Annotated in this window: 15 protein-coding genes; 6 read left to right on the top strand and 9 right to left on the bottom strand. The window is 59.9% G+C overall.

The features are described 5' to 3' along the window. The first annotated feature begins 2 nt into the window (after positions 1 to 2). The 3 genes from ppc (at position 3) to ONZ54_RS02910 (ending at position 4,268) form a co-directional block, all read left to right on the top strand. Positions 3 to 2,636 carry a phosphoenolpyruvate carboxylase gene (gene ppc / locus ONZ54_RS02920; protein ID WP_271787425.1) on the top strand — a complete coding sequence of 878 codons (2,634 nt, stop codon included), beginning with the start codon at positions 3 to 5 and terminating at the stop codon, positions 2,634 to 2,636. Between the two features lie 173 nt (positions 2,637 to 2,809). Continuing rightward, positions 2,810 to 3,136 (top strand): ArsR/SmtB family transcription factor, encoded by a 327-nt coding sequence (locus ONZ54_RS02915; protein ID WP_058395390.1) that lies wholly within the window; start codon positions 2,810 to 2,812, stop codon positions 3,134 to 3,136. 46 nt (positions 3,137 to 3,182) lie between these two features. Then, the gene (locus ONZ54_RS02910) at positions 3,183 to 4,268 is read left to right on the top strand and encodes a flavin-containing monooxygenase (RefSeq protein WP_271787424.1); all 1,086 of its coding nucleotides are present in this window, start codon (positions 3,183 to 3,185) and stop codon (positions 4,266 to 4,268) included. A gap of 189 nt (positions 4,269 to 4,457) precedes the next feature. On the opposite strand, the gene arsC is transcribed toward ONZ54_RS02910, so the two are convergent. From arsC to ONZ54_RS02885, 5 genes are all read right to left on the bottom strand, one after another. Further along, positions 4,458 to 4,889: a glutaredoxin-dependent arsenate reductase gene (arsC, locus tag ONZ54_RS02905; protein WP_271787423.1), complete on the bottom strand. Its 432-nt coding sequence runs from the start codon at positions 4,887 to 4,889 to the stop codon at positions 4,458 to 4,460. Between the two features lie 2 nt (positions 4,890 to 4,891). After that, positions 4,892 to 5,962, bottom strand: a complete 1,071-nt coding sequence (gene arsB / locus ONZ54_RS02900) for an ACR3 family arsenite efflux transporter (RefSeq protein ID WP_011898325.1) — start codon at positions 5,960 to 5,962, stop codon at positions 4,892 to 4,894. Positions 5,963 to 6,058: 96 nt separating this feature from the next. Next, positions 6,059 to 7,858, bottom strand: coding sequence for an arsenical pump-driving ATPase (gene arsA / locus ONZ54_RS02895; protein WP_271787422.1), 1,800 nt, complete (start codon positions 7,856 to 7,858; stop codon positions 6,059 to 6,061). A gap of 75 nt (positions 7,859 to 7,933) precedes the next feature. Beyond that, entirely contained in the window at positions 7,934 to 8,377 is a 444-nt protein-coding gene (gene arsD / locus ONZ54_RS02890; protein ID WP_271787421.1) for an arsenite efflux transporter metallochaperone ArsD, read from the bottom strand. 4 nt (positions 8,378 to 8,381) lie between these two features. Then, positions 8,382 to 8,750, bottom strand: a complete 369-nt coding sequence (locus ONZ54_RS02885; RefSeq protein WP_021139691.1) for an ArsR/SmtB family transcription factor — start codon at positions 8,748 to 8,750, stop codon at positions 8,382 to 8,384. 370 nt (positions 8,751 to 9,120) lie between these two features. Between ONZ54_RS02885 and mutS the strand changes: the two genes are divergently transcribed. Beyond that, positions 9,121 to 11,676, top strand: coding sequence for a DNA mismatch repair protein MutS (gene mutS / locus ONZ54_RS02880; RefSeq protein WP_271787420.1), 2,556 nt, complete (start codon positions 9,121 to 9,123; stop codon positions 11,674 to 11,676). An 80-nt stretch (positions 11,677 to 11,756) separates the two neighbouring features. Here mutS and ONZ54_RS02875 read toward each other — a convergent pair whose 3' ends face one another. Together ONZ54_RS02875 and ONZ54_RS02870 are read right to left on the bottom strand one after the other, a co-directional pair. Further along, positions 11,757 to 13,355, bottom strand: coding sequence for a BCCT family transporter (locus ONZ54_RS02875; RefSeq protein WP_005313800.1), 1,599 nt, complete (start codon positions 13,353 to 13,355; stop codon positions 11,757 to 11,759). Positions 13,356 to 13,364: 9 nt separating this feature from the next. Beyond that, on the bottom strand, positions 13,365 to 13,892 hold the full coding sequence (locus ONZ54_RS02870) for a hypothetical protein (protein ID WP_005313801.1): 528 nt from the start codon (positions 13,890 to 13,892) through the stop codon (positions 13,365 to 13,367). Between the two features lie 162 nt (positions 13,893 to 14,054). On the opposite strand from ONZ54_RS02870, the gene ONZ54_RS02865 reads away from it, so the two are divergent. Beyond that, positions 14,055 to 14,534, top strand: a complete 480-nt coding sequence (locus ONZ54_RS02865; protein ID WP_005313803.1) for a MarR family winged helix-turn-helix transcriptional regulator — start codon at positions 14,055 to 14,057, stop codon at positions 14,532 to 14,534. 79 nt (positions 14,535 to 14,613) lie between these two features. Here ONZ54_RS02865 and ONZ54_RS02860 read toward each other — a convergent pair whose 3' ends face one another. After that, positions 14,614 to 15,195 carry a YjaG family protein gene (locus ONZ54_RS02860; RefSeq protein WP_005313805.1) on the bottom strand — a complete coding sequence of 194 codons (582 nt, stop codon included), beginning with the start codon at positions 15,193 to 15,195 and terminating at the stop codon, positions 14,614 to 14,616. A 162-nt stretch (positions 15,196 to 15,357) separates the two neighbouring features. Between ONZ54_RS02860 and ONZ54_RS02855 the strand changes: the two genes are divergently transcribed. Continuing rightward, positions 15,358 to 16,302: a D-2-hydroxyacid dehydrogenase gene (locus ONZ54_RS02855; protein ID WP_087756568.1), complete on the top strand. Its 945-nt coding sequence runs from the start codon at positions 15,358 to 15,360 to the stop codon at positions 16,300 to 16,302. Between the two features lie 71 nt (positions 16,303 to 16,373). Here ONZ54_RS02855 and mepM read toward each other — a convergent pair whose 3' ends face one another. Further along, complete coding sequence (mepM, locus tag ONZ54_RS02850) at positions 16,374 to 17,711, bottom strand: murein DD-endopeptidase MepM (protein ID WP_005313809.1); 1,338 nt, start codon at positions 17,709 to 17,711, stop codon at positions 16,374 to 16,376. Positions 17,712 to 17,861: the final 150 nt, after the last annotated feature.

Raw genomic sequence — 17,861 nt, 5'->3', positions numbered from 1 at the left:
GAATGAACGAAAAGTACGCCGCTCTACGCGCCAACGTAGGCATGCTGGGTCAACTGCTGGGCAAGTCCATCAAGGATCATCAGGGACAAGCCTTCCTCGACAAGATCGAAACCATTCGCCAGTTGGCCAAGTCCTCCCGCAAAGGCAATGAGGCAGACCGGGAACGTCTGCTCGAAACCCTGCGCACCCTGAGCGATGACGAGCTGTTGCCGGTGGCCCGCGCCTTCAGCCAGTTCCTCAACCTGGCCAACGTGGCCGAACAGTTCCACACCATCTCCCGCCGCTGCGAAGAGCAGGTCTGCACGCCGGATCCGCTGGAGCAGATGTTCGCCAAACTCAAGGCATCCAACCTGTCGCAGGAGGCCATCATCCAGGCCGTGCGCGAGCTGGATATTGATCTGGTGCTGACCGCTCACCCGACCGAGGTGACCCGTCGAACCCTGATCCACAAACACGTGCAGCTCAACGACTGCCTGGAAGCGCTGGAACTCTCCGATCTGCTGCCCCGCGAGCGGGACAAGATCCTCAATCGCATCGAACAGCTGGTCAATCAGGCCTGGCACACCAACGAGATCCGCGAGCAGCGTCCGACCCCGGTGGACGAAGCCAAGTGGGGCTTTGCCGTGGTGGAAAACAGCCTCTGGCCGGCCATTCCCGAATTCATGCGCAACCTGGACGAGCGTCTGCAACAGCACCTGGGTGTGCGGCTGCCGCTGGATGCCGCGCCGGTCAAGTTCACCTCCTGGATGGGCGGTGACCGCGACGGCAACCCCTTCGTCACGGCCAAGGTGACCGCAGAGGTGCTGGAACTGGGCCGCTGGATGGCAGTGAACCTCTTCTACAAGGACATCAAGGAGCTCACCTCCGAGCTCTCCATGTCCGACTGCACCGACGCCGTACGCGAGCGAGTGGGCGATCACCCCGAGCCCTATCGCGCTCTGGTGCGCGAGCTGCGTGAAGCGCTGCGCGAGACCCAGGAATACCTCACCGCCAAGGTGCAGGGTCAGGTGAGCGAGAGCCGCGACCTGATCACCACCACAGCCCAGCTGCGCGAGCCGCTGGAGCTCTGCTACCACTCAATGCACGCCTGCGGCATGGGCAACATCGCCGACGGCATGCTGCTGGACGTGCTGCGCAAGCTGGCCTGTTTCGGCATCCATCTGGTCAAGCTGGACATACGTCAGGATGGCGAGCGCCACGGTCAGGTCTTCTCCGAGCTGACCCGTTATCTGGGCATGGGCGACTACGCAGAGTGGAGCGAAGACGACAAGCAGGCCTTCCTGCTCAATGAGCTCAACTCCCGCCGCCCCCTGATCCCGACCGACTGGGAGCCGAGCGACGAGACCCGAGAGACCATAGACACCTGCCGGGTGATCGCCCAACACGACCCGGATGCGTTCGGCATCTACATCATCTCCATGGCGGGCGCCCCGTCCGATGTACTGGCGGTACAGCTGCTGCTGAAAGAAGCCGGCTGCAAGTTCCGCATGCCGGTCGCCCCCCTGTTCGAAACCCAGGAAGACCTGATGGCGGGCACCGCCGTGATGGAGCGCCTGTTGTCGGTGGACTGGTATCGCGGTTACATCCAGGGTCGCCAGTACGTGATGATCGGCTACTCGGATTCCGCCAAGGATGCGGGCATGATGGCCGCAGGCTGGGCCCAGTACGCTGCCATGGAATCTCTGGTGGCACTGGCCGAAGCCAGCAATCTGCGCCTGACCCTGTTCCATGGCCGTGGCGGCACCGTCGGCCGTGGCGGCGCCCCCGCCCATCAGGCGATCCTGTCCCAACCGCCGGGATCCCTGCGCGGTGGCCTGCGGGTAACCGAACAGGGCGAGATGATCCGCTTCAAGTTCGGCCTGCCGAAAGTCGCCATTCACAGCCTGAACCTCTACACCAGCGCAGTGCTGGAAGGGAACCTGCTGCCGCCGCCCAAGCCCAAAGAGAGCTGGCGCGCCGTGATGGAGCAACTTGCCACCGTCTCCTGCGATCACTACCGCAGCATAGTGCGCGGTCATCCAGACTTCGTGCCCTACTTCCGCGCCGCCACCCCTGAAATGGAACTTGGCAAGCTGCCGCTCGGCTCACGCCCGGCCAAGCGCAAGCCCAACGGCGGCGTCGAGAGTCTGCGCGCCATCCCCTGGATCTTCGCCTGGACCCAGAACCGGCTGATGTTGCCGGCCTGGCTTGGCGCCCACAAGGGGCTGGAGCATGCCATCACGGACGGTCAGAAGAGCGTGCTGGAAGAGATGAGCCGCCAGTGGCCCTTCTTCCGCACCCGCCTCGAGATGCTGGAGATGGTGTTCCTCAAGGCCGACCTCTGGCTCGCCGAGTACTACGACACCCGTCTGGTACCGCAAGAGCTGTGGAATCTGGGCAAGCAGTTGCGCCAGGAGCTTGCCGACGCCATCCAGATCGTGCTGCAGCTGCGCCCGCAGGGAGACCTGCTGGACGACCAGCCCTGGATCAAGGAGTCCATCAATCTGCGCAACCCCTACACGGATCCCCTCAACGTGCTGCAGGTCGAACTGCTGGGCCGCTCGCGCAACCACACCGAGACCCTGCATCCCGAGCTGGATCAGGCGCTGATGGTCACCATCGCTGGTATTGCCGCAGGCATGCGCAACACGGGTTGATCAGGGTTTCATAAAACCCGCAAAAGGGCGCCATCATTGGCGCCCTTTTTTATTTTTACGACCCGGCGCCACGATCAAAACGGCGGGTGTCCCAACATCCCTGTATTGCCAAATGGCTGATCACTGCGCATCAGCGCTTTACATGTGCATGAATGTGCACATATAGTCACGACATGAATACAACACTGACCCAAACCCAAGCCATTGATGCCGCCATTGCATCCCTTGATGGTGCCTTCTTCAAAGCACTGTGCGAGCCACCACGGGTCGCCGTGCTGAAGCGCGTCATGCAATTGGGTCGAGCGGATATCACTGAGATTGCCGCTGAGTTGCCCCAGGAGCGTTCGGTTGTTTCCCGTCATCTTCAGGTGCTGCTGGAAGCCGGGATAGTTCGCGCCTCCAGGGTTGGGCGCCAGGTATTCTACGAAGTGGATGGCCCGGCCATTATCCAGCGCCTGGAGGCCATACTCCACCACACCAGGATGTGCTGCCGAGGCTGATCGGATTGATTTTTCTTCGCCCAAAAACGTGTATGGATGCACACATATGAACTCGATGGATCAGCGACTGGATGTGGTTGTCATAGGCGCAGGTCAGGCCGGATTGGCCTGTGGCTGGCACTTGAAACAGCAGGGGCTCAGCTTCGTGATACTTGACGCGCAAGCACGGCCTGGCGGGAACTGGCGCAACTACTACGATAGCCTTGAGCTGTTCTCGCCAGCAGCCTACTCCTCCCTCCCCGGTATGCCATTCCCCGGCGCACCTGGCCACTATCCCGGACGTGATGAGGTGGTGCGTTACCTTGAGCAGTATGCCGACCTCTTCCAGCTACCTGTTCGCCAGGGAGTTCAGGTCACCCAGGTCGCGCGAGCAGATGCGGGCTTCCAGATAACTGCCGCCAACGGCCAAGGCATGCTGGCAAGCGCCGTGATAGTGGCATCGGGGGCCTTTAGCCGCCCCTACCTGCCCGACATTCCTGGACTGGAAAGTTTCAGGGGCGCTCGGCTGCACAGTGCCGACTATCGACATGCGGCGCCTTTTCGCGGGCAAAACGTCGTCGTCATTGGCGCGGCGAACTCCGCCGTCCAGATCGCTTACGATCTCGCCAGCGTGGCCACTGTGACACTGGCCACTCGAGAAGCAATCCGGTTCGCCCCCCAGCGGATATTGGGGGCAGATTTTCATAGCTGGTTGAAATGGACAGGCCTGGAGAAAACCCGCTGGCTGAACGACCAGAGCACACCGGTACTGGATGACGGCACCTACAGAAAGGCGCTGAAAACCGGTTATTTCAAGCAGCGCCCCATGTTCACCCAGGTAACGTCAACCGGCATTGTCTGGCCGAATGGCCAGCATGAAGCCGTTGACAGTCTGGTGTTTGCCACAGGTTTTCGCCCCAACCTGCCATTTCTCGAGGGCCTGCCCGTGATGAACGAACGAGGTCAGGTGATGCAGCGCGACGGATACGCCATGCATATCCCCGGCTTGTACTTTGTCGGCCTGCCCAAGCAACGCAATTTTGCCTCGGCAACCCTCAGAGGCGTCGGGCCAGATGCCGGACACCTGCTCCCGCACCTGCTTCGCTACCTGAACCAACCGGAGATGGATCGCACATCCGTCTATCCAGAGTGAGCTGGTCGAGCGCTGGCATTCTCGATGACGCAAAACGTTCCCTGCTGGCGCATAGCCCGCAAGCAAGTCTCTTGCAGCAGAACATAGGTATCTACAAGGCTGCCCGATTGCCTGAGCAGCCAACCGTAGAGCTCATGTTCGTGCGGCTGTCATGCCGTCATCAGACAGAGGGCACACCGCTCGTGCGTATCACTTGATGCGGTTTCCCGCTGCATCCACCACCTGCTCTCCATCCTCCTTGGTAAAAGCGCCTTGCTGGGGGCTCGGCAAAATATCCAGCACCAGTTCGGATGGACGACACAGCTTGGTGCCAAGCGGGGTCACCACTATGGGGCGGTTGATCAGGATGGGATGGGCCAGCATGGCATCGATTAGCTGGTCATCACTAAATCTATCCTCGGCCAGCCCTAACGCTTCAAAAGGCGGCACGTTCTTGCGCAGCAGGTCGCGCACCGGCATCCCCATGGCCCCAATCAGCGCAACCAGCGTCTCGCGGCTCGGCGGTGTCTCCAGGTAGTGAACGACGGTCGGTTCAACCCCTGAGTTACGGATAAGTTCCAGCGTATTGCGGGAGGTGCCGCAAGCCGGGTTGTGGTAAATGGTGATCTGGGTGTTATGCATGATTAAGCCTCTGCGTTTGGATAGTTTCGTTTCATTCTAAGAGCCACATTGACCAGGGCGATCAAGACAGGCACCTCCACCAGAGGGCCTATCACACCGGCAAACGCCTGATCCGAATTCAGGCCGAACACGGCGATGGAAACCGCAATGGCCAGCTCGAAGTTGTTGCCGGTGGCAGTGAAGGCGATGGAGGCATTCTTGTCATAGGGAATACCCAGCTTCTTGCCGACCAGGAAACTGGTGAAGAACATCAGCACAAAGTAGACCACCAGCGGGATGGCAACGCGTACCACATCCATCGGCAGCTCGACGATCATCTCGCCCTTGAGGCTGAACATCAGCACTATGGTGGCCAGCAAGGCGATCAGTGTGATGGGCGAGATAGCCGGGATAAAGCGCTCGGTATACCACTTCTCCCCCTTGGCCTTGACCAGGTATTTACGGCTCAGGAAGCCCGCCAGGAAGGGAATACCCAGATAGATCAGCACGCTTTGCGCGATATCCAGCATGGTGATATCCACCGCGAAGCCCTGCAAACCAAACAGCGGGGGCAGCACTGTAATAAACAACCAGGCCATGAAGCTGTAGGTAAGGATCTGAAAACCGCTGTTGAGCGCCACCAGACCCGCACCATACTCCTTGTTGCCGCCGCCCAGATCGTTCCACACCAGCACCATGGCGATGCAGCGTGCCAGACCGATCAGGATCAGGCCCACCATGTAGTCCGGGTAGTCATGCAAGAATGTCAGGGCTATCACGAACATCAGGATGGGGCCGACCAGCCAGTTCATCACCAGTGAGAGGGTAATCGCCTGACGGTCGCGGGTCATGGCGCCCATGGTGCCGTAATTCACCTTGGCCAGCGGCGGATACATCATCAGGATAAGGCCGATGGCCAGCGGGATATTGGTGGTGCCGACCGACATGGCCTCGTTCCACTGAGCCACCTGGGGGAACAGATAGCCAATCCCCACCCCCATGCCCATGGCGACAAAGATCCAGAGGGTGAGATTGCGGTCGAGAAAGCTCATTTTTTTGCTGACGGGCAGATCGCAGCAGGCATTGGTACTCATCAAGAGACTCCATGGGGATTGGATGAAACGAAGGACTCAACCCGGGCAAATGCCTCTGTTGGTTGCGCCTTGGCAGTAAACTCGCTCTGATGCATGTCACCCCGCCCTGTGGACAGGGTGACACAGCGCTTGCAGCGCCGTAACACCCACCGGCTCGACGGCCTGCAAGGGCACAACGGCATAACGCCGGGCATGCTCACCTTTGACCGCTTCGATATGGGACTGCTGGCGATACGCTCGCTGAACCAGCAGAGACGAGGTGACGCTGGCCGGGGCCAGCATGTGATTGACCACCCAGGCCCAGGGCTCGATACCGGCACGGCGCAGGTCAGCTTGCAGGTTGGCCGCCTCCTGCACCGGGGTGGGCTCGGGCAGGGTGACGATCATCACCTTGGTCTGTTTCGGGTCTTGCAGCTGCATCATGGGGGTGGTGAAGTGCATCCCCTTGCCCCCCATATTACGGGCAATTTCCCTGTGATAGGCACCGGTCGCATCGAGCAGCAAGAGGGTGTGGCCGGTGGGCGCCGTATCCATCACCACGAAGCGCTTGCCCGCCTCGCGGATGATCCGCGAGAAGGCCTGAAACACGGCTATCTCTTCGGTACAGGGGGAGCGCAAGTCTTCTTCCAGCAGGGCCCGGCCCAGGGCATCCAGACTCGCCCCTTTGGTGGCCAGCACCTGGGCACGATAACGCTCGGTTTCCGCGTGGGGATCGATACGGCTGACCTCCAGGCTGGGCAGTGCCCCTGCCAGTGTCTCTCCCAGATGGGCAGCGGGATCTGAGGTGGTCAGGTGAACCGGCAGGCCCCGACTGGCAAGCTCCACCGCCACCGCTGCCGCCAGGGTGGTTTTACCCACACCGCCCTTGCCCATCAGCATGATGAGCCCGTGGCCATCTGTGGCCAGCTCATCGACCAGTTGCTTCAAGCCAGGATGTTGCAGGTCCTGTGACTCGGCGGCCGGGCGTTCGACCTCGTGGTTCCCGTTGACAGGCGCTGCACCGAGCAACTGGCGCAGGCTCTCCACGCCCACCAAGTTGGTGGCCAGGAGCGGCACTCTGTCTTGTGGCAACCTGGCCAGCAATCCTGGCATCTGCGCTATCGCCTGCTGCTCTCGCTGCCAGACAGCGGAGGCCAGGGGGTCATCCGCCAGCTCGCTTTGGGGGAAGATGCCATTGATGACCAGTTGCTGATTGGCAAGACCTATGGTCGCCAGCTCATCATGGGTACGCGCCACTTCCCGCAAGGTTGAGGCTTGCGCCCGGGCAACCAGAACAAGCCGGGTTTTCCCGGCATCTGAGAGGGCGGCAACGGCCTCTGCATATTGGCTTCGCTGTTTTTCCAGCCCGGCCAATGGCCCCAGACAGGAAGCATCTCCCTTGCCCTGCTCCAGAAACTCGCTCCATGCCCCCGGCAGTTGCAACAGACGTATGGTGTGACCTGTGGGGGCCGTGTCGAAAACGATGTGGTCGTATTCCCCAACCAGCTTGCTGTCGGTCAAGAGCGCTGTGAACTCGTCAAAGGCGGCAATCTCTGTAGTGCAGGCACCGGAGAGCTGCTCTTCAATGCTGCGCACCACGCTGTCGGGCAATTTGCCACGCACCGGGCCGACGATCCTTTCCCGATAGGCTTGCGCGGCCGCTTGCGGGTCTATCTCCAATGCCGACAGTCCGCTGACTGCCGCTATGGCGGTCATCTTATTGCCTATTTGAGTATCAAAGACCTGACCTACGTTTGAGGCCGGATCCGTGCTGACCAGCAGCACCCGTTTACCGCTGTCACACAAGGCGACCGCGCTGGCGCAGGCCAGCGAGGTCTTGCCTACGCCACCCTTGCCGGTAAAAAAGAGAAACGGCGGTGCATCAGTCAGAAACGAATAGCTCAGAAACGAGGACATAAGAGACTCCTATCAGGCAGAACAAGGCAATCAACCCCGCAGGCGGCAGGGATGCGGCCAACTAAAGGGGCACGCTTAGCAGCAACCGCTGCTGCCGGAGCAGCATCCACCCTTGACGATCCCTTTGATGGCGCCCGCTTTGCCCGGCCCGGCTGCTGGCGGATTGGCTTCAGCATCATGGATGTCTGTACCACCGCTTTCAGCCGCTTTCGGTGACGCAAGACCGGCATAACGGGTCAACTCTGCACGGCTGGGGTAACGGCCTGTCAGCACCACCTGACCCTCTACCAGCACCAGTGGCAAGCCTTCCTCCCCCGCGTGGACAAGAAAGGCACTCACCGCCGCTGTCTCGGCAAACACCATGGGTTGCTGGGCCAGATTGAATCGCTCTATGGCAACCCCCTGCCCCTTGGCCCAGGCGAGGTCGGCGGCGAAGCTCACCAGGCGCTGTTCAACCTCGGTTCCGCACACACCGCTGGCACAGCACAGTGCCGGATCGAAAATCTGGATAACTGACATGGTATTACTCCTTATTGCAGCAAGATTGCTCGGGCAATACATGAGGCGAGCAGCCGGATTCGGCCCGCATCACGCCACAGGCTTCGGGGTGACCGGCACAGCACTCCTCGGTGAGATAACCGATCAAATCGAGCATCAGGGGGATATTGGCGCGATAGCGCAGAAAACGCCCCTCCTGCTCCACCGATACCAGTCCGGCGTGAAGCAGGGCCTTCAAGTGAAACGAGAGGCTGTTCGGTGCAATGTCGAGCTCGCCAGCGAGCTCACCGGCCACCCGCCCTTCCAACCCGGCCTTGACCAGCAAGCGCCATACATCGAGACGGATACCGGATGCGAGAGACTCGAACACCCTGGTGGCCACATCTTTGTGCATTTGAAATCCCTCAACCCATGGAATGGATTCAACTATACAAGAATAGTTGAAACGATCAATATACCCGCACTATCTCTGCACTCTGTTTTTGGCATCTTCCCTGTTGCGGGTAGTCCGGATGATTTTGTGAATGCATGGCCTTTGTTGGCGCGGCAGGGATGATAAGATTGGCACCAACTCGTGGCCCTGGTTGTGGTGTGACGCCTTGCCACCCGGGCTGACGCGCACCGGACTCAATGTCCTTCCCGGATGATCGCCTCATTGAGCCTCTCATTCAGACAGACGCTCATCCGTGAAAAAACAGCACATCACAGAGCCGACGCCAGATGACAACACAGCTCAAAAACAACGACTTAATGGTGGATGCACATTGATTAACATAGAAAACATCCAGCAGCACACCCCCATGATGCAGCAGTACCTTGGCCTCAAGGCCGAGAACCCCGAGATACTGCTGTTCTACCGGATGGGTGACTTCTACGAACTCTTCTACGACGATGCCCGCAAGGCCTCACAGCTGCTCGATATCTCCCTGACCAAGCGCGGCCAGTCGGCAGGCAACCCCATTCCGATGGCGGGGGTGCCCTATCACGCCATCGAAGGCTACCTGGCCAAGCTGATACAGCTCGGCGAATCTGCCGCCATCTGCGAGCAGGTGGGGGATCCCGCCACCAGCAAGGGGCCGGTGGAGCGCAAGGTCATTCGCATCATCACCCCGGGGACCGTCTCCGACGAGGCGCTGCTCTCGGAGCGACAGGACAACCTGATCGCCGCCGTCTATCACGATGGCCGCCGCTTCGGCTACGGCACCATGGACATAGGCTCGGGCCGCTTCTTCATCAACCAGTTCGACAAGGAAGAGACGCTGCTGGCGGAGCTGCAACGCACCAACCCGGCCGAGCTGCTCTATCCCGAATCCTTCGCGTTTTTGCAGCACGTCGAGGGCCGCCGTGGCCTGCGCCGCCGCCCCGAGTGGGAGTTTGAACTGGGCACAGCCCGCAAGCTGCTGTGCCAGCAGTTCGGCACTCAGGATCTGGTGGGCTTTGGCGTCGACAAGAGCGAGACAGCACTGTGCGCCGCCGGCTGCCTGATGCAGTACGTCAAGGACACCCAGCGCACCGCCCTGCCCCACATCCGCAGCGTGCGCCTCGAGCAGCCGGACCATGCGGTCATCATGGATGCCGCCACCCGCCGCAACCTGGAGCTGACCCAGAATCTGGCGGGCGGCTATGAAAATACCCTGGCCGAGGTGCTGGATCGCACCGCCACCCCCATGGGCAGCCGCCTGCTCAAGCGCTGGATCCACCAGCCGATCCGCGATCGGGTGATCCTGAAAGGTCGCCAGAGCACCATCAAGGAACTGATCGAGCAGAACCTCTATGACGAGCTGGGCGCCCTGCTGCGCCAGGTCGGCGACGTAGAGCGGGTATTGGCTCGCCTCGCCTTGCGCTCTGCCCGCCCCCGCGACCTCACTCGCTTGCGTCAGGCGTTTGCCCAGTTGCCAGAGTTGCAGCGCCTGCTGGCGGACAACCGGCACGAAGCGGTACAGCAACTGGCCGAGCGGGCCAGCACCTTCCCCGAATTGCTGAGCCTGCTGGAGCGCGCCGTGATGGAGGTACCGCCCGTGCTGATCCGCGATGGGGGCGTCATCCGTGACGGCTTCAATCAGGAGCTGGACGAGCTGCGGGATCTGGCCAAAGGCGCCACCGCCAGTCTGGCCCGCATCGAGGAGCGCGAGAAAGCGCTGACCGGCATCAACACCCTCAAGGTGGGCTACAACAGGGTGCACGGCTTCTATATCGAGGTGAGCCGCGCCAACAGCCATCTGGTACCGGCCCACTACATCCGCCGTCAGACCCTCAAGAACAACGAACGCTACATCATTGACGAGCTCAAAAAATACGAGGACAAGGTGCTCACCGCCCAGGCCCAGGCGTTGGCATTGGAGAAACGGCTCTACGAAGAGCTGCTCGACACCCTGCTGCCCCACCTCGGCGATCTGCAGGAGTCGGCGTCCGCGCTGGCGGAGCTGGATGTGCTGGCCAACCTGGCCGAGCGGGCCGAGACCCTGGACTACCGCTGCCCCACCCTGATTGACGAGGATCAGATCCTGATCGAGGCGGGCCGTCATCCGGTGGTGGAGCAGGTGATGAGCGATCCCTTTATCGCCAACCCGATCCGGCTTGAACGAGAGCGGCGGATGCTGATCATCACGGGCCCCAACATGGGGGGTAAATCCACCTATATGCGCCAGACGGCCCTTATCGTGCTGCTGGCCCATATCGGTGCCTTCGTGCCCGCCGACAGCGCCCGCATCGGCCCCATAGACCGCATCTTCACCCGGATCGGGGCGTCGGACGATCTGGCATCGGGCAGATCCACCTTTATGGTGGAGATGACAGAAACAGCCAACATCCTCAACAACGCCACCGCCCGCAGTCTGGTGCTGATGGACGAAATTGGCCGCGGCACCAGCACCTACGATGGGCTCTCCCTGGCGTGGGCTTGCGCCGAGCAGCTGGCGAGCAAGATTGGCGCCTATACCCTGTTCGCCACCCACTACTTCGAGCTGACTCGGCTGCCGGAGCTGATGGAGGGGCTGGCCAACGTCCATCTGGATGCGGTGGAGCACGGCGACACCATCGCCTTTATGCACGCGGTGCAGGAAGGCGCGGCCAGCCGCTCTTACGGCCTGCAAGTAGCAGCGCTGGCGGGGGTACCGAAGTCGGTGATCAATCAGGCTCGCCACAAGCTGGCGGAGCTCGAAAGCGCCACGCCCCTGGCCACAGGGGAAGTTCGCCCTGCCTCCATACCGTTGCTGCCCCAATCCCACCCTGTAGTGGATGAGCTGGAAGCGGTACGGCCGGACGAGCTCACTCCTCGTCAGGCGCTGGATCTCCTCTATCGCCTCAAGCAGATGCTGTAACCGCCAGCCGACTACAGCAGCATACAAAAGGGGAACCTCACGGTTCCCCTTTTACTTTGCACGGTTTGACTGTCAGGCCATCAGCCCGGACCTATCCGATCCATCAGGCTCAGGTTGACCGAGCCGGGGTGACGCTTGAGCTTCTGCCGATACTCGAACTGATGCTGACTCTCTTGCTTGAGCCCCAGCACCAGGGAGTAACACATGGCCAGCATGATCACCGAGAACGGCAGTGCGGCTATGATGCTGGCCGCCTGCAAGGCTGCCAATCCACCGGACACCAGCAAAATAGCGGCGACCAGCCCCTGCCCCAGGCCCCAGATGGCACGGTGCAACACGGGAGGATCCTGATCGCCGATGGAGAGCAGCGTGGTGATGACCAAGGTGCCCGAATCGCTGGAGGTAATGAAGTAGGTGCAGATCAGCAGGGTCAGTACCGCCTTGGCGATCCAGCCGAAGGTGTCCCAATGCAGCAGTTCCACCGTCTGGTAGAGCGCCAGGGTCACGTCCTGATTGACCGCCGCCACCACACCACCGCCGCCGAACAGCTCCAGGTTCATGGCAGTACCGCCGAACACGGTCAGCCAGAACATGCCGAGCAGGGAGGGCACCAGCAGCACGCCGAGCACGAACTCGCGAATGGTACGGCCCTTGGAGATGCGGGCGATAAACATGCCGACAAACGGTGCCCAGGCGATCCACCAGCCCCAGTAAAACGCGGTCCAGCTCGACTGCCAGGCCGAGGTGCCGTTGGCTTCGGTGTTGGTCCAGAAGCTCAGTTTGACGATGTTCTGCAGGTAGTCGCCGATGTTCTGCACATAGGCGTTGAGTATGTAGGTGGTCGGCCCCAGCACCAGGAAGAGGCCTAGCACGAAGACGCTCAGCCAGATGTTGAGCTCGGAGAGGAGCTTGACTCCGCGCCCCACGCCGGAGACCGCGGACAGGGTCGCGATCAGGCTGATGCCGCCGATGAGCCAGAGCTGATTGGACTGCGACACCGCCATGCCGAACATCTGGTTCAGACCGGTATTCATCTGGGAGACGCCGAGACCGAGGGAGGTCGCCACTCCGAACACGGTACCGAACACCGCCAGCACGTCGGCGGCATGACCCCAGAAGCCGTAGATGCGCTCACCGAGAATGGGGTAAAGCACGGAGCGAATGGCCAGGGGCAACTTGCGGCGATAACTGAAGAAGGCCAGCGACAGGCCGACGATCACATAGATGGCCCAGGGGTGCAGACCCCAATGGAAGAAGGTCAGCCGCATGGCAATCTGGGCCGCCTCCGGCGTCATCCCTTCGGTGATGAAGGGGTTGCCCTGCAGGTGATTCATGGGTTCTGCAATGCTCCAGAACACCAGACCTATGCCCATGCCGGCACTGAACAGCATGGAGAACCAGGCAAAGTAGCCGAACTCCGGTACCTGATCGTCGTCACCCAGGCGGATGCTGCCAAAGCGGCTGAACATCAGATAGACGGCGAAGAACAGGAACAGGGCGACCACCAGAATGTAGTACCACTTGAACCCGGCAATGATCTGATCCTTGGCGCCGGTAAACCAGGCGGCGGCCGTCTCGGGCACAAATACACCAAACAGCAGGAACAGGGTGATGACGGTGAGGGCCGTCATGGCCATGGTCGGGTTCAGGCCTTTCAATAGCCCTTTGGTTGCTCTCATCGGGCCTCCTTAGTCGTTGTTGAAAAAGTCTTCACCCACATGCTCACCTGCGCCGCCGATGGCGCGATAGACCATACGGCCTGCGGCCAGTTCACGATGATCCACCAGGGTGACGGAAGGCTGGCCATTAACGGCGTGACGCTTGCCAAGGAAGATGGCCATGGGCACACCCAGATTGGAGATGCCGCTGGTGATCCAGAGCCGGTTGAAATCGTAGGATCCACCGATGAACTCCAGTTGGGCCAGGCCGGTATCGAGACCGGTCAGGTAGAAGTTCATGGCACTCTCGTCAGGGAACAGGTGGACCAGCACATAGGCATAGCGCAATTCGTTCACCAACTCCTTTAGGTTGAAAGCACCTGTCTCACTGCAGGAGAGGGGAAGCTCACCATCATAGTGGTGTACCTTGAGGGTATTGGGGTCCTCTTCATAGGCGGGCTGATAACGCACGAATGCCGAGGTATCAGGCAGTTCATAACGGACTCTGACCACGCGCAGATCGGCAACCAGAGACTTGATGTCCAGATAGTCATTCATCATCTCGCTCCTCGATTATTGGGTTGATATTCAGAAAATGCCCGATAACCTAACACAAAAATCATTAGAGCAGAAATGATTACAGTGAAAACCATATTGACCTTGTCACGAATTAGGCGGAGAATTTCGCGCCTCTCAACAGCCCTGCAATGACTCACACCCATGGAAAAACATGATGAAGTGCTGGTTGCCCTGCGCCAGATTATTCGTGCCATCGATATGCACTCCAAGCGCTTGATCAAGGAAGCCGGGCTGACGTCGCCGCAGCTCTTGCTGCTCAAGGGGATCAACGAGCTGGGACAGATTTCCATGCGTCAGCTGGCCGACCACACCAACATGAGTCAGGCTACTGCGACCACCATCATGGACCGTCTCGAGAGCCGCCAGCTGGTACAGCGCATTCGCAGTGAAACCGACAAGCGAAAGGTTCACGCGACACTGACTGACGCAGGCCGTGCCCTGCTGGCCCAGGCGCCAACCCCGCTGCAAGAACGTTTCATCCAGCGCTTTCAGGCACTGGAAGCCTGGGAGCAGACCCTGCTGCTCTCCTCCCTGCAGCGCATCTCGTCGATGATGAATGCCGACGCGATAGATGCCGCTCCCGTACTGAGCGTTCGGCCGCTCACCGAAGAACGGGCATGAAAAGGGAACGGGCATAAAAAAAGCTCCCGTCGGGAGCTTTTTTTCTATGGAGACTTTTTCTACAGACCCAGTGGCGATATCAGTCGTCCAGGCTGATGCCGATGTTGGACACACCGTCCTGGGCTGCAAATACCTTGATTGCCAGAATGCGGTCACTGTCACGCTCGTGGGCCACCCGCTTGAGCAGCTCAACCTGAAACTCCAGCTCGGCCTCGATGTACTCGTGCTCGTAGAGTTCCTCTTCGGTCAGCTCACGCTCTTCCAGCATCTCGATGAAACCGGCTACGGTTCCCACTGAGGCATGGCTGGCATCTTCGGCCTCTTCACCGACCCGGCAGATCACCGAGTTGTAGGCACTGCCGAGTGCCACGCAGGCATCCAGCGCCGGATAGGCACCGTAGGATTCAAACTTGCTGGGCTCCGGAATGTAAACTTCAAACGCCTCCAGGATAGCCCCCAGATTGACGCGGGATCCCTTCACTGTCAGGTAGTTCCACATCTGATCCAGCGCGTGTCGAAAAGCCTTCGCATCACCAAAGCCGGACGCCTGGGCAAACAACGCATAGTTGGGGTACATGCGCTCTGCCAGCGCCAGGGTGTAGACGGTCTGTTGCCAAGGCTGTAGCTCGGCCAGTCGCTTATAAAACTTGTCACCAAACACTGGAGTCGGATCCTTTGCAAAATGTGGGGCAGATTGTAGCCCACGAGGGGCCGCACGAAAACGAAAAAGCGGCCTGGTCGACTATCTTGCCCGATCAACTCGGGTAAGATGAAGACAGAGCGGCCTCTCTCCCACGCCGCAAATCTGATAAGGAACAAGAGTATGAGTCAACGTACCCTTCTTTTGCTCAGCCAGGACAACGCGCACTACGAGCGTCTGCTCAAGGCGGCTCACCTCCCCCATTTGCGCATTCTGAGAGCCGACAACCAAAGCGATGCCGAGAAACTGATCGGGGATGCCCATATCCTGATGGCCGAGCCGGCACGTGCCAAGCCGCTGCTGGCCAAGGCCAACAAGTTGAGCTGGTTTCAGTCCACCTATGCCGGGGTCGATGTATTGCTGGATGCACGCTGCCGCCGCGATTACCAGCTCACCAATGTGCGCGGCATCTTCGGCCCGCTGATGAGCGAATATGTCTTCGGCCACCTGCTCAGCCTGATGCGTCAGTTGCCACTCTATCGGGAACAGCAAAAACAGCGACTGTGGCAGAGTCATCCCTATCAGGGGCTCAAGGGGCGCACCTTGTTGATCCTGGGCACAGGCAGCATAGGCCAGCACATAGCCCACACCGGCAAGCACTTTGGCATGAAGGTGCTCGGCGTCAGCCGCAGCGGCCGCGAGCGCGCTGGTTTCGATCAGGTGTATCAGCTACCCGCACTCAACAAGATGCTGGCCCAGGCCGATGTCATCGTCAGCGTCCTGCCCGCCACCCGCGAGACCCATCATCTGTTCACCGCATCTCGTTTCGAACATTGCAAACCGGGCGCCATTCTGTTCAACGTCGGTCGCGGCAATGCCATCAACGAAGGCGATCTGCTCACTGCCCTGCGTACCGGCAAGCTGGGCATGGCGGTGCTGGATGTGTTCGAGCAGGAGCCCCTCCCTGCTGACAGTCCGCTCTGGGGCCAGCCCAACCTCATCATCACGCCGCACAACAGCGCCTACAGCTTCCCCGATGATGTGGCCCAGATCTTCGTGCGCAACTACATCCGCTTCATCGACGGCCAGCCGCTGGATGGCAAGATAGACTTCGACAAGGGTTACTGATACGCCCATGACACCAATGAAAAGGCCCCGCCAATGTGGCGGGGCCTTTTCTATTTGGCTGAAAACCGGCTTCAGCCTGCCTCCATCTCCTTGCGATAGCTCTTCACCTTGGCGAGGAACTGGCGCTTGGCCTTGCCGGAGAGCGGCTCCGCCATCGGCAACTTGACCTTCATGGCATCGACCGGGCGGTTGTTGATCCGCACCTCATAGTGCAGGTGAGCACCGGTGGACCGGCCCGTGTTGCCGGAGAGCGCAATCTTGTCACCCATCTTCACCTTCTGGCCGGTTTTCACCAGCAGCTTGCTCAGGTGCAGATAACGGGTCATCAGGGTACGACCGTGCCTGATCACCACATAGGTACCTGCCAATGGGTGGCTGGTCGCCTTGAGCACGACACCATCGCCGGTAGCCAATACAGGCGTGCCCACCGGCAAGGCAAAATCGGTGCCCTCGTGGGGGCGGACCTGGCCGGTGATGGGGTGACGGCGGTTCGGGTTGAAACTGGAGCTCACCCGATAGCGGCTGTGGGTCGGATAGCGACGGAAGCCGCGCTCCAGACTGTTGCCCTGGCCGTCATAGTAGTTGCCATCTTCCGACAACCAGGCCGAGACGCCCTTGCCCTGATTGAACACTTCGACGCCCAGCAGTTGGGTGTTGCCTGTGCTCTTGCCCTCGACCGTCTCCTGACGAACCAGCACCCTGAATTTGTCGCCCTTTTTCAAATCCTTGGCGAAATTCAGCCGCCACTGGAACAGGTTGGCAATCTTCTGGATATGGCTGGCCGGGATCCCGGCATTGCGGGCACTGACATAGAAACTGCCGTTGATGACACCGTCATAACTCTTCTGCTGCCACTCCACCTCTTCATTGAGCATGTTGGCGCTGTAAGTATCGTCAGTGCGCTCCAGGACCAGGGTCTGCTTAATATTCAGACGAATCTTCATCTGTTGCAGTATGTTGTCCTGATCGATCAACAACTCTATGGTCTGGCCAGGTTTGAGGCGGGCCAGATTGTTTTTGCTGTCCGCATCCAGCACCTTGTAGAGGGTGGTGGTAGAGAGTCCCAGATTGTTGAAGATGGTGGTCAGATTTTCGCCGTTGCGAACCCGATAATCCTGCCACTGGGGGGTGGAATCGGTCGGGATGTCATCTTCCGGGGTCGCCGCTTCCACCAGCTCATGATCCGGGATGTCGTTAAAGTCCGTATTGTCTTCGTTGGTTGCTGTGCCATGGGTCGCAATCGGCAACTCAAGACGCAATGGCCGCTCCAGGATGTCACCTGGGGCTGGCAATATGGCTACCGCTGACAGCGTCATGGCCGTGAGCAGTAACATGGCATAAAAATGCTTGCGGGGAACCGGGGGTTCCCAATTGGCAGCCTGTGCTACCAAGGGACGGAGACGTTTCATCCGCTATCCTGTCATTAGATTCAATGGGTGTTAGTGGTCGGTCTGATTGTTATAAAACCGTATAAAACTGATTGTTTGACCTAAATACTCACAATAAGTTCATACCAATCTGCATGAACCTCACATTTTATGCATAACATTCCCTTATGG

It is taken from the genome of Aeromonas salmonicida (genome assembly GCF_028355655.1).
In the GTDB taxonomy this organism is placed as follows: domain Bacteria; phylum Pseudomonadota; class Gammaproteobacteria; order Enterobacterales; family Aeromonadaceae; genus Aeromonas; species Aeromonas salmonicida.
The sequence above is the reverse complement of the archived record's forward strand: the minus strand, read 5'-3'. Positions and strand labels throughout refer to the sequence as shown.

What these genes read in the sequence shown, in the direction of transcription:
- ppc (WP_271787425.1), top strand. Translation starts at nt 3, where the DNA reads ATGAACGAAAAGTACGCCGCTCTACGCGCCAACGTAGGCATGCTGGGT.
- ONZ54_RS02915 (WP_058395390.1), top strand. Translation starts at nt 2,810, where the DNA reads ATGAATACAACACTGACCCAAACCCAAGCCATTGATGCCGCCATTGCA.
- ONZ54_RS02910 (WP_271787424.1), top strand. Translation starts at nt 3,183, where the DNA reads ATGAACTCGATGGATCAGCGACTGGATGTGGTTGTCATAGGCGCAGGT.
- arsC (WP_271787423.1), bottom strand. Translation starts at nt 4,889, where the DNA reads ATGCATAACACCCAGATCACCATTTACCACAACCCGGCTTGCGGCACC.
- arsB (WP_011898325.1), bottom strand. Translation starts at nt 5,962, where the DNA reads ATGAGTACCAATGCCTGCTGCGATCTGCCCGTCAGCAAAAAAATGAGC.
- arsA (WP_271787422.1), bottom strand. Translation starts at nt 7,858, where the DNA reads ATGTCCTCGTTTCTGAGCTATTCGTTTCTGACTGATGCACCGCCGTTT.
- arsD (WP_271787421.1), bottom strand. Translation starts at nt 8,377, where the DNA reads ATGTCAGTTATCCAGATTTTCGATCCGGCACTGTGCTGTGCCAGCGGT.
- ONZ54_RS02885 (WP_021139691.1), bottom strand. Translation starts at nt 8,750, where the DNA reads ATGCACAAAGATGTGGCCACCAGGGTGTTCGAGTCTCTCGCATCCGGT.
- ONZ54_RS02875 (WP_005313800.1), bottom strand. Translation starts at nt 13,355, where the DNA reads ATGAGAGCAACCAAAGGGCTATTGAAAGGCCTGAACCCGACCATGGCC.
- ONZ54_RS02870 (WP_005313801.1), bottom strand. Translation starts at nt 13,892, where the DNA reads ATGAATGACTATCTGGACATCAAGTCTCTGGTTGCCGATCTGCGCGTG.
- ONZ54_RS02865 (WP_005313803.1), top strand. Translation starts at nt 14,055, where the DNA reads ATGGAAAAACATGATGAAGTGCTGGTTGCCCTGCGCCAGATTATTCGT.
- ONZ54_RS02855 (WP_087756568.1), top strand. Translation starts at nt 15,358, where the DNA reads ATGAGTCAACGTACCCTTCTTTTGCTCAGCCAGGACAACGCGCACTAC.
- mepM (WP_005313809.1), bottom strand. Translation starts at nt 17,711, where the DNA reads ATGAAACGTCTCCGTCCCTTGGTAGCACAGGCTGCCAATTGGGAACCC.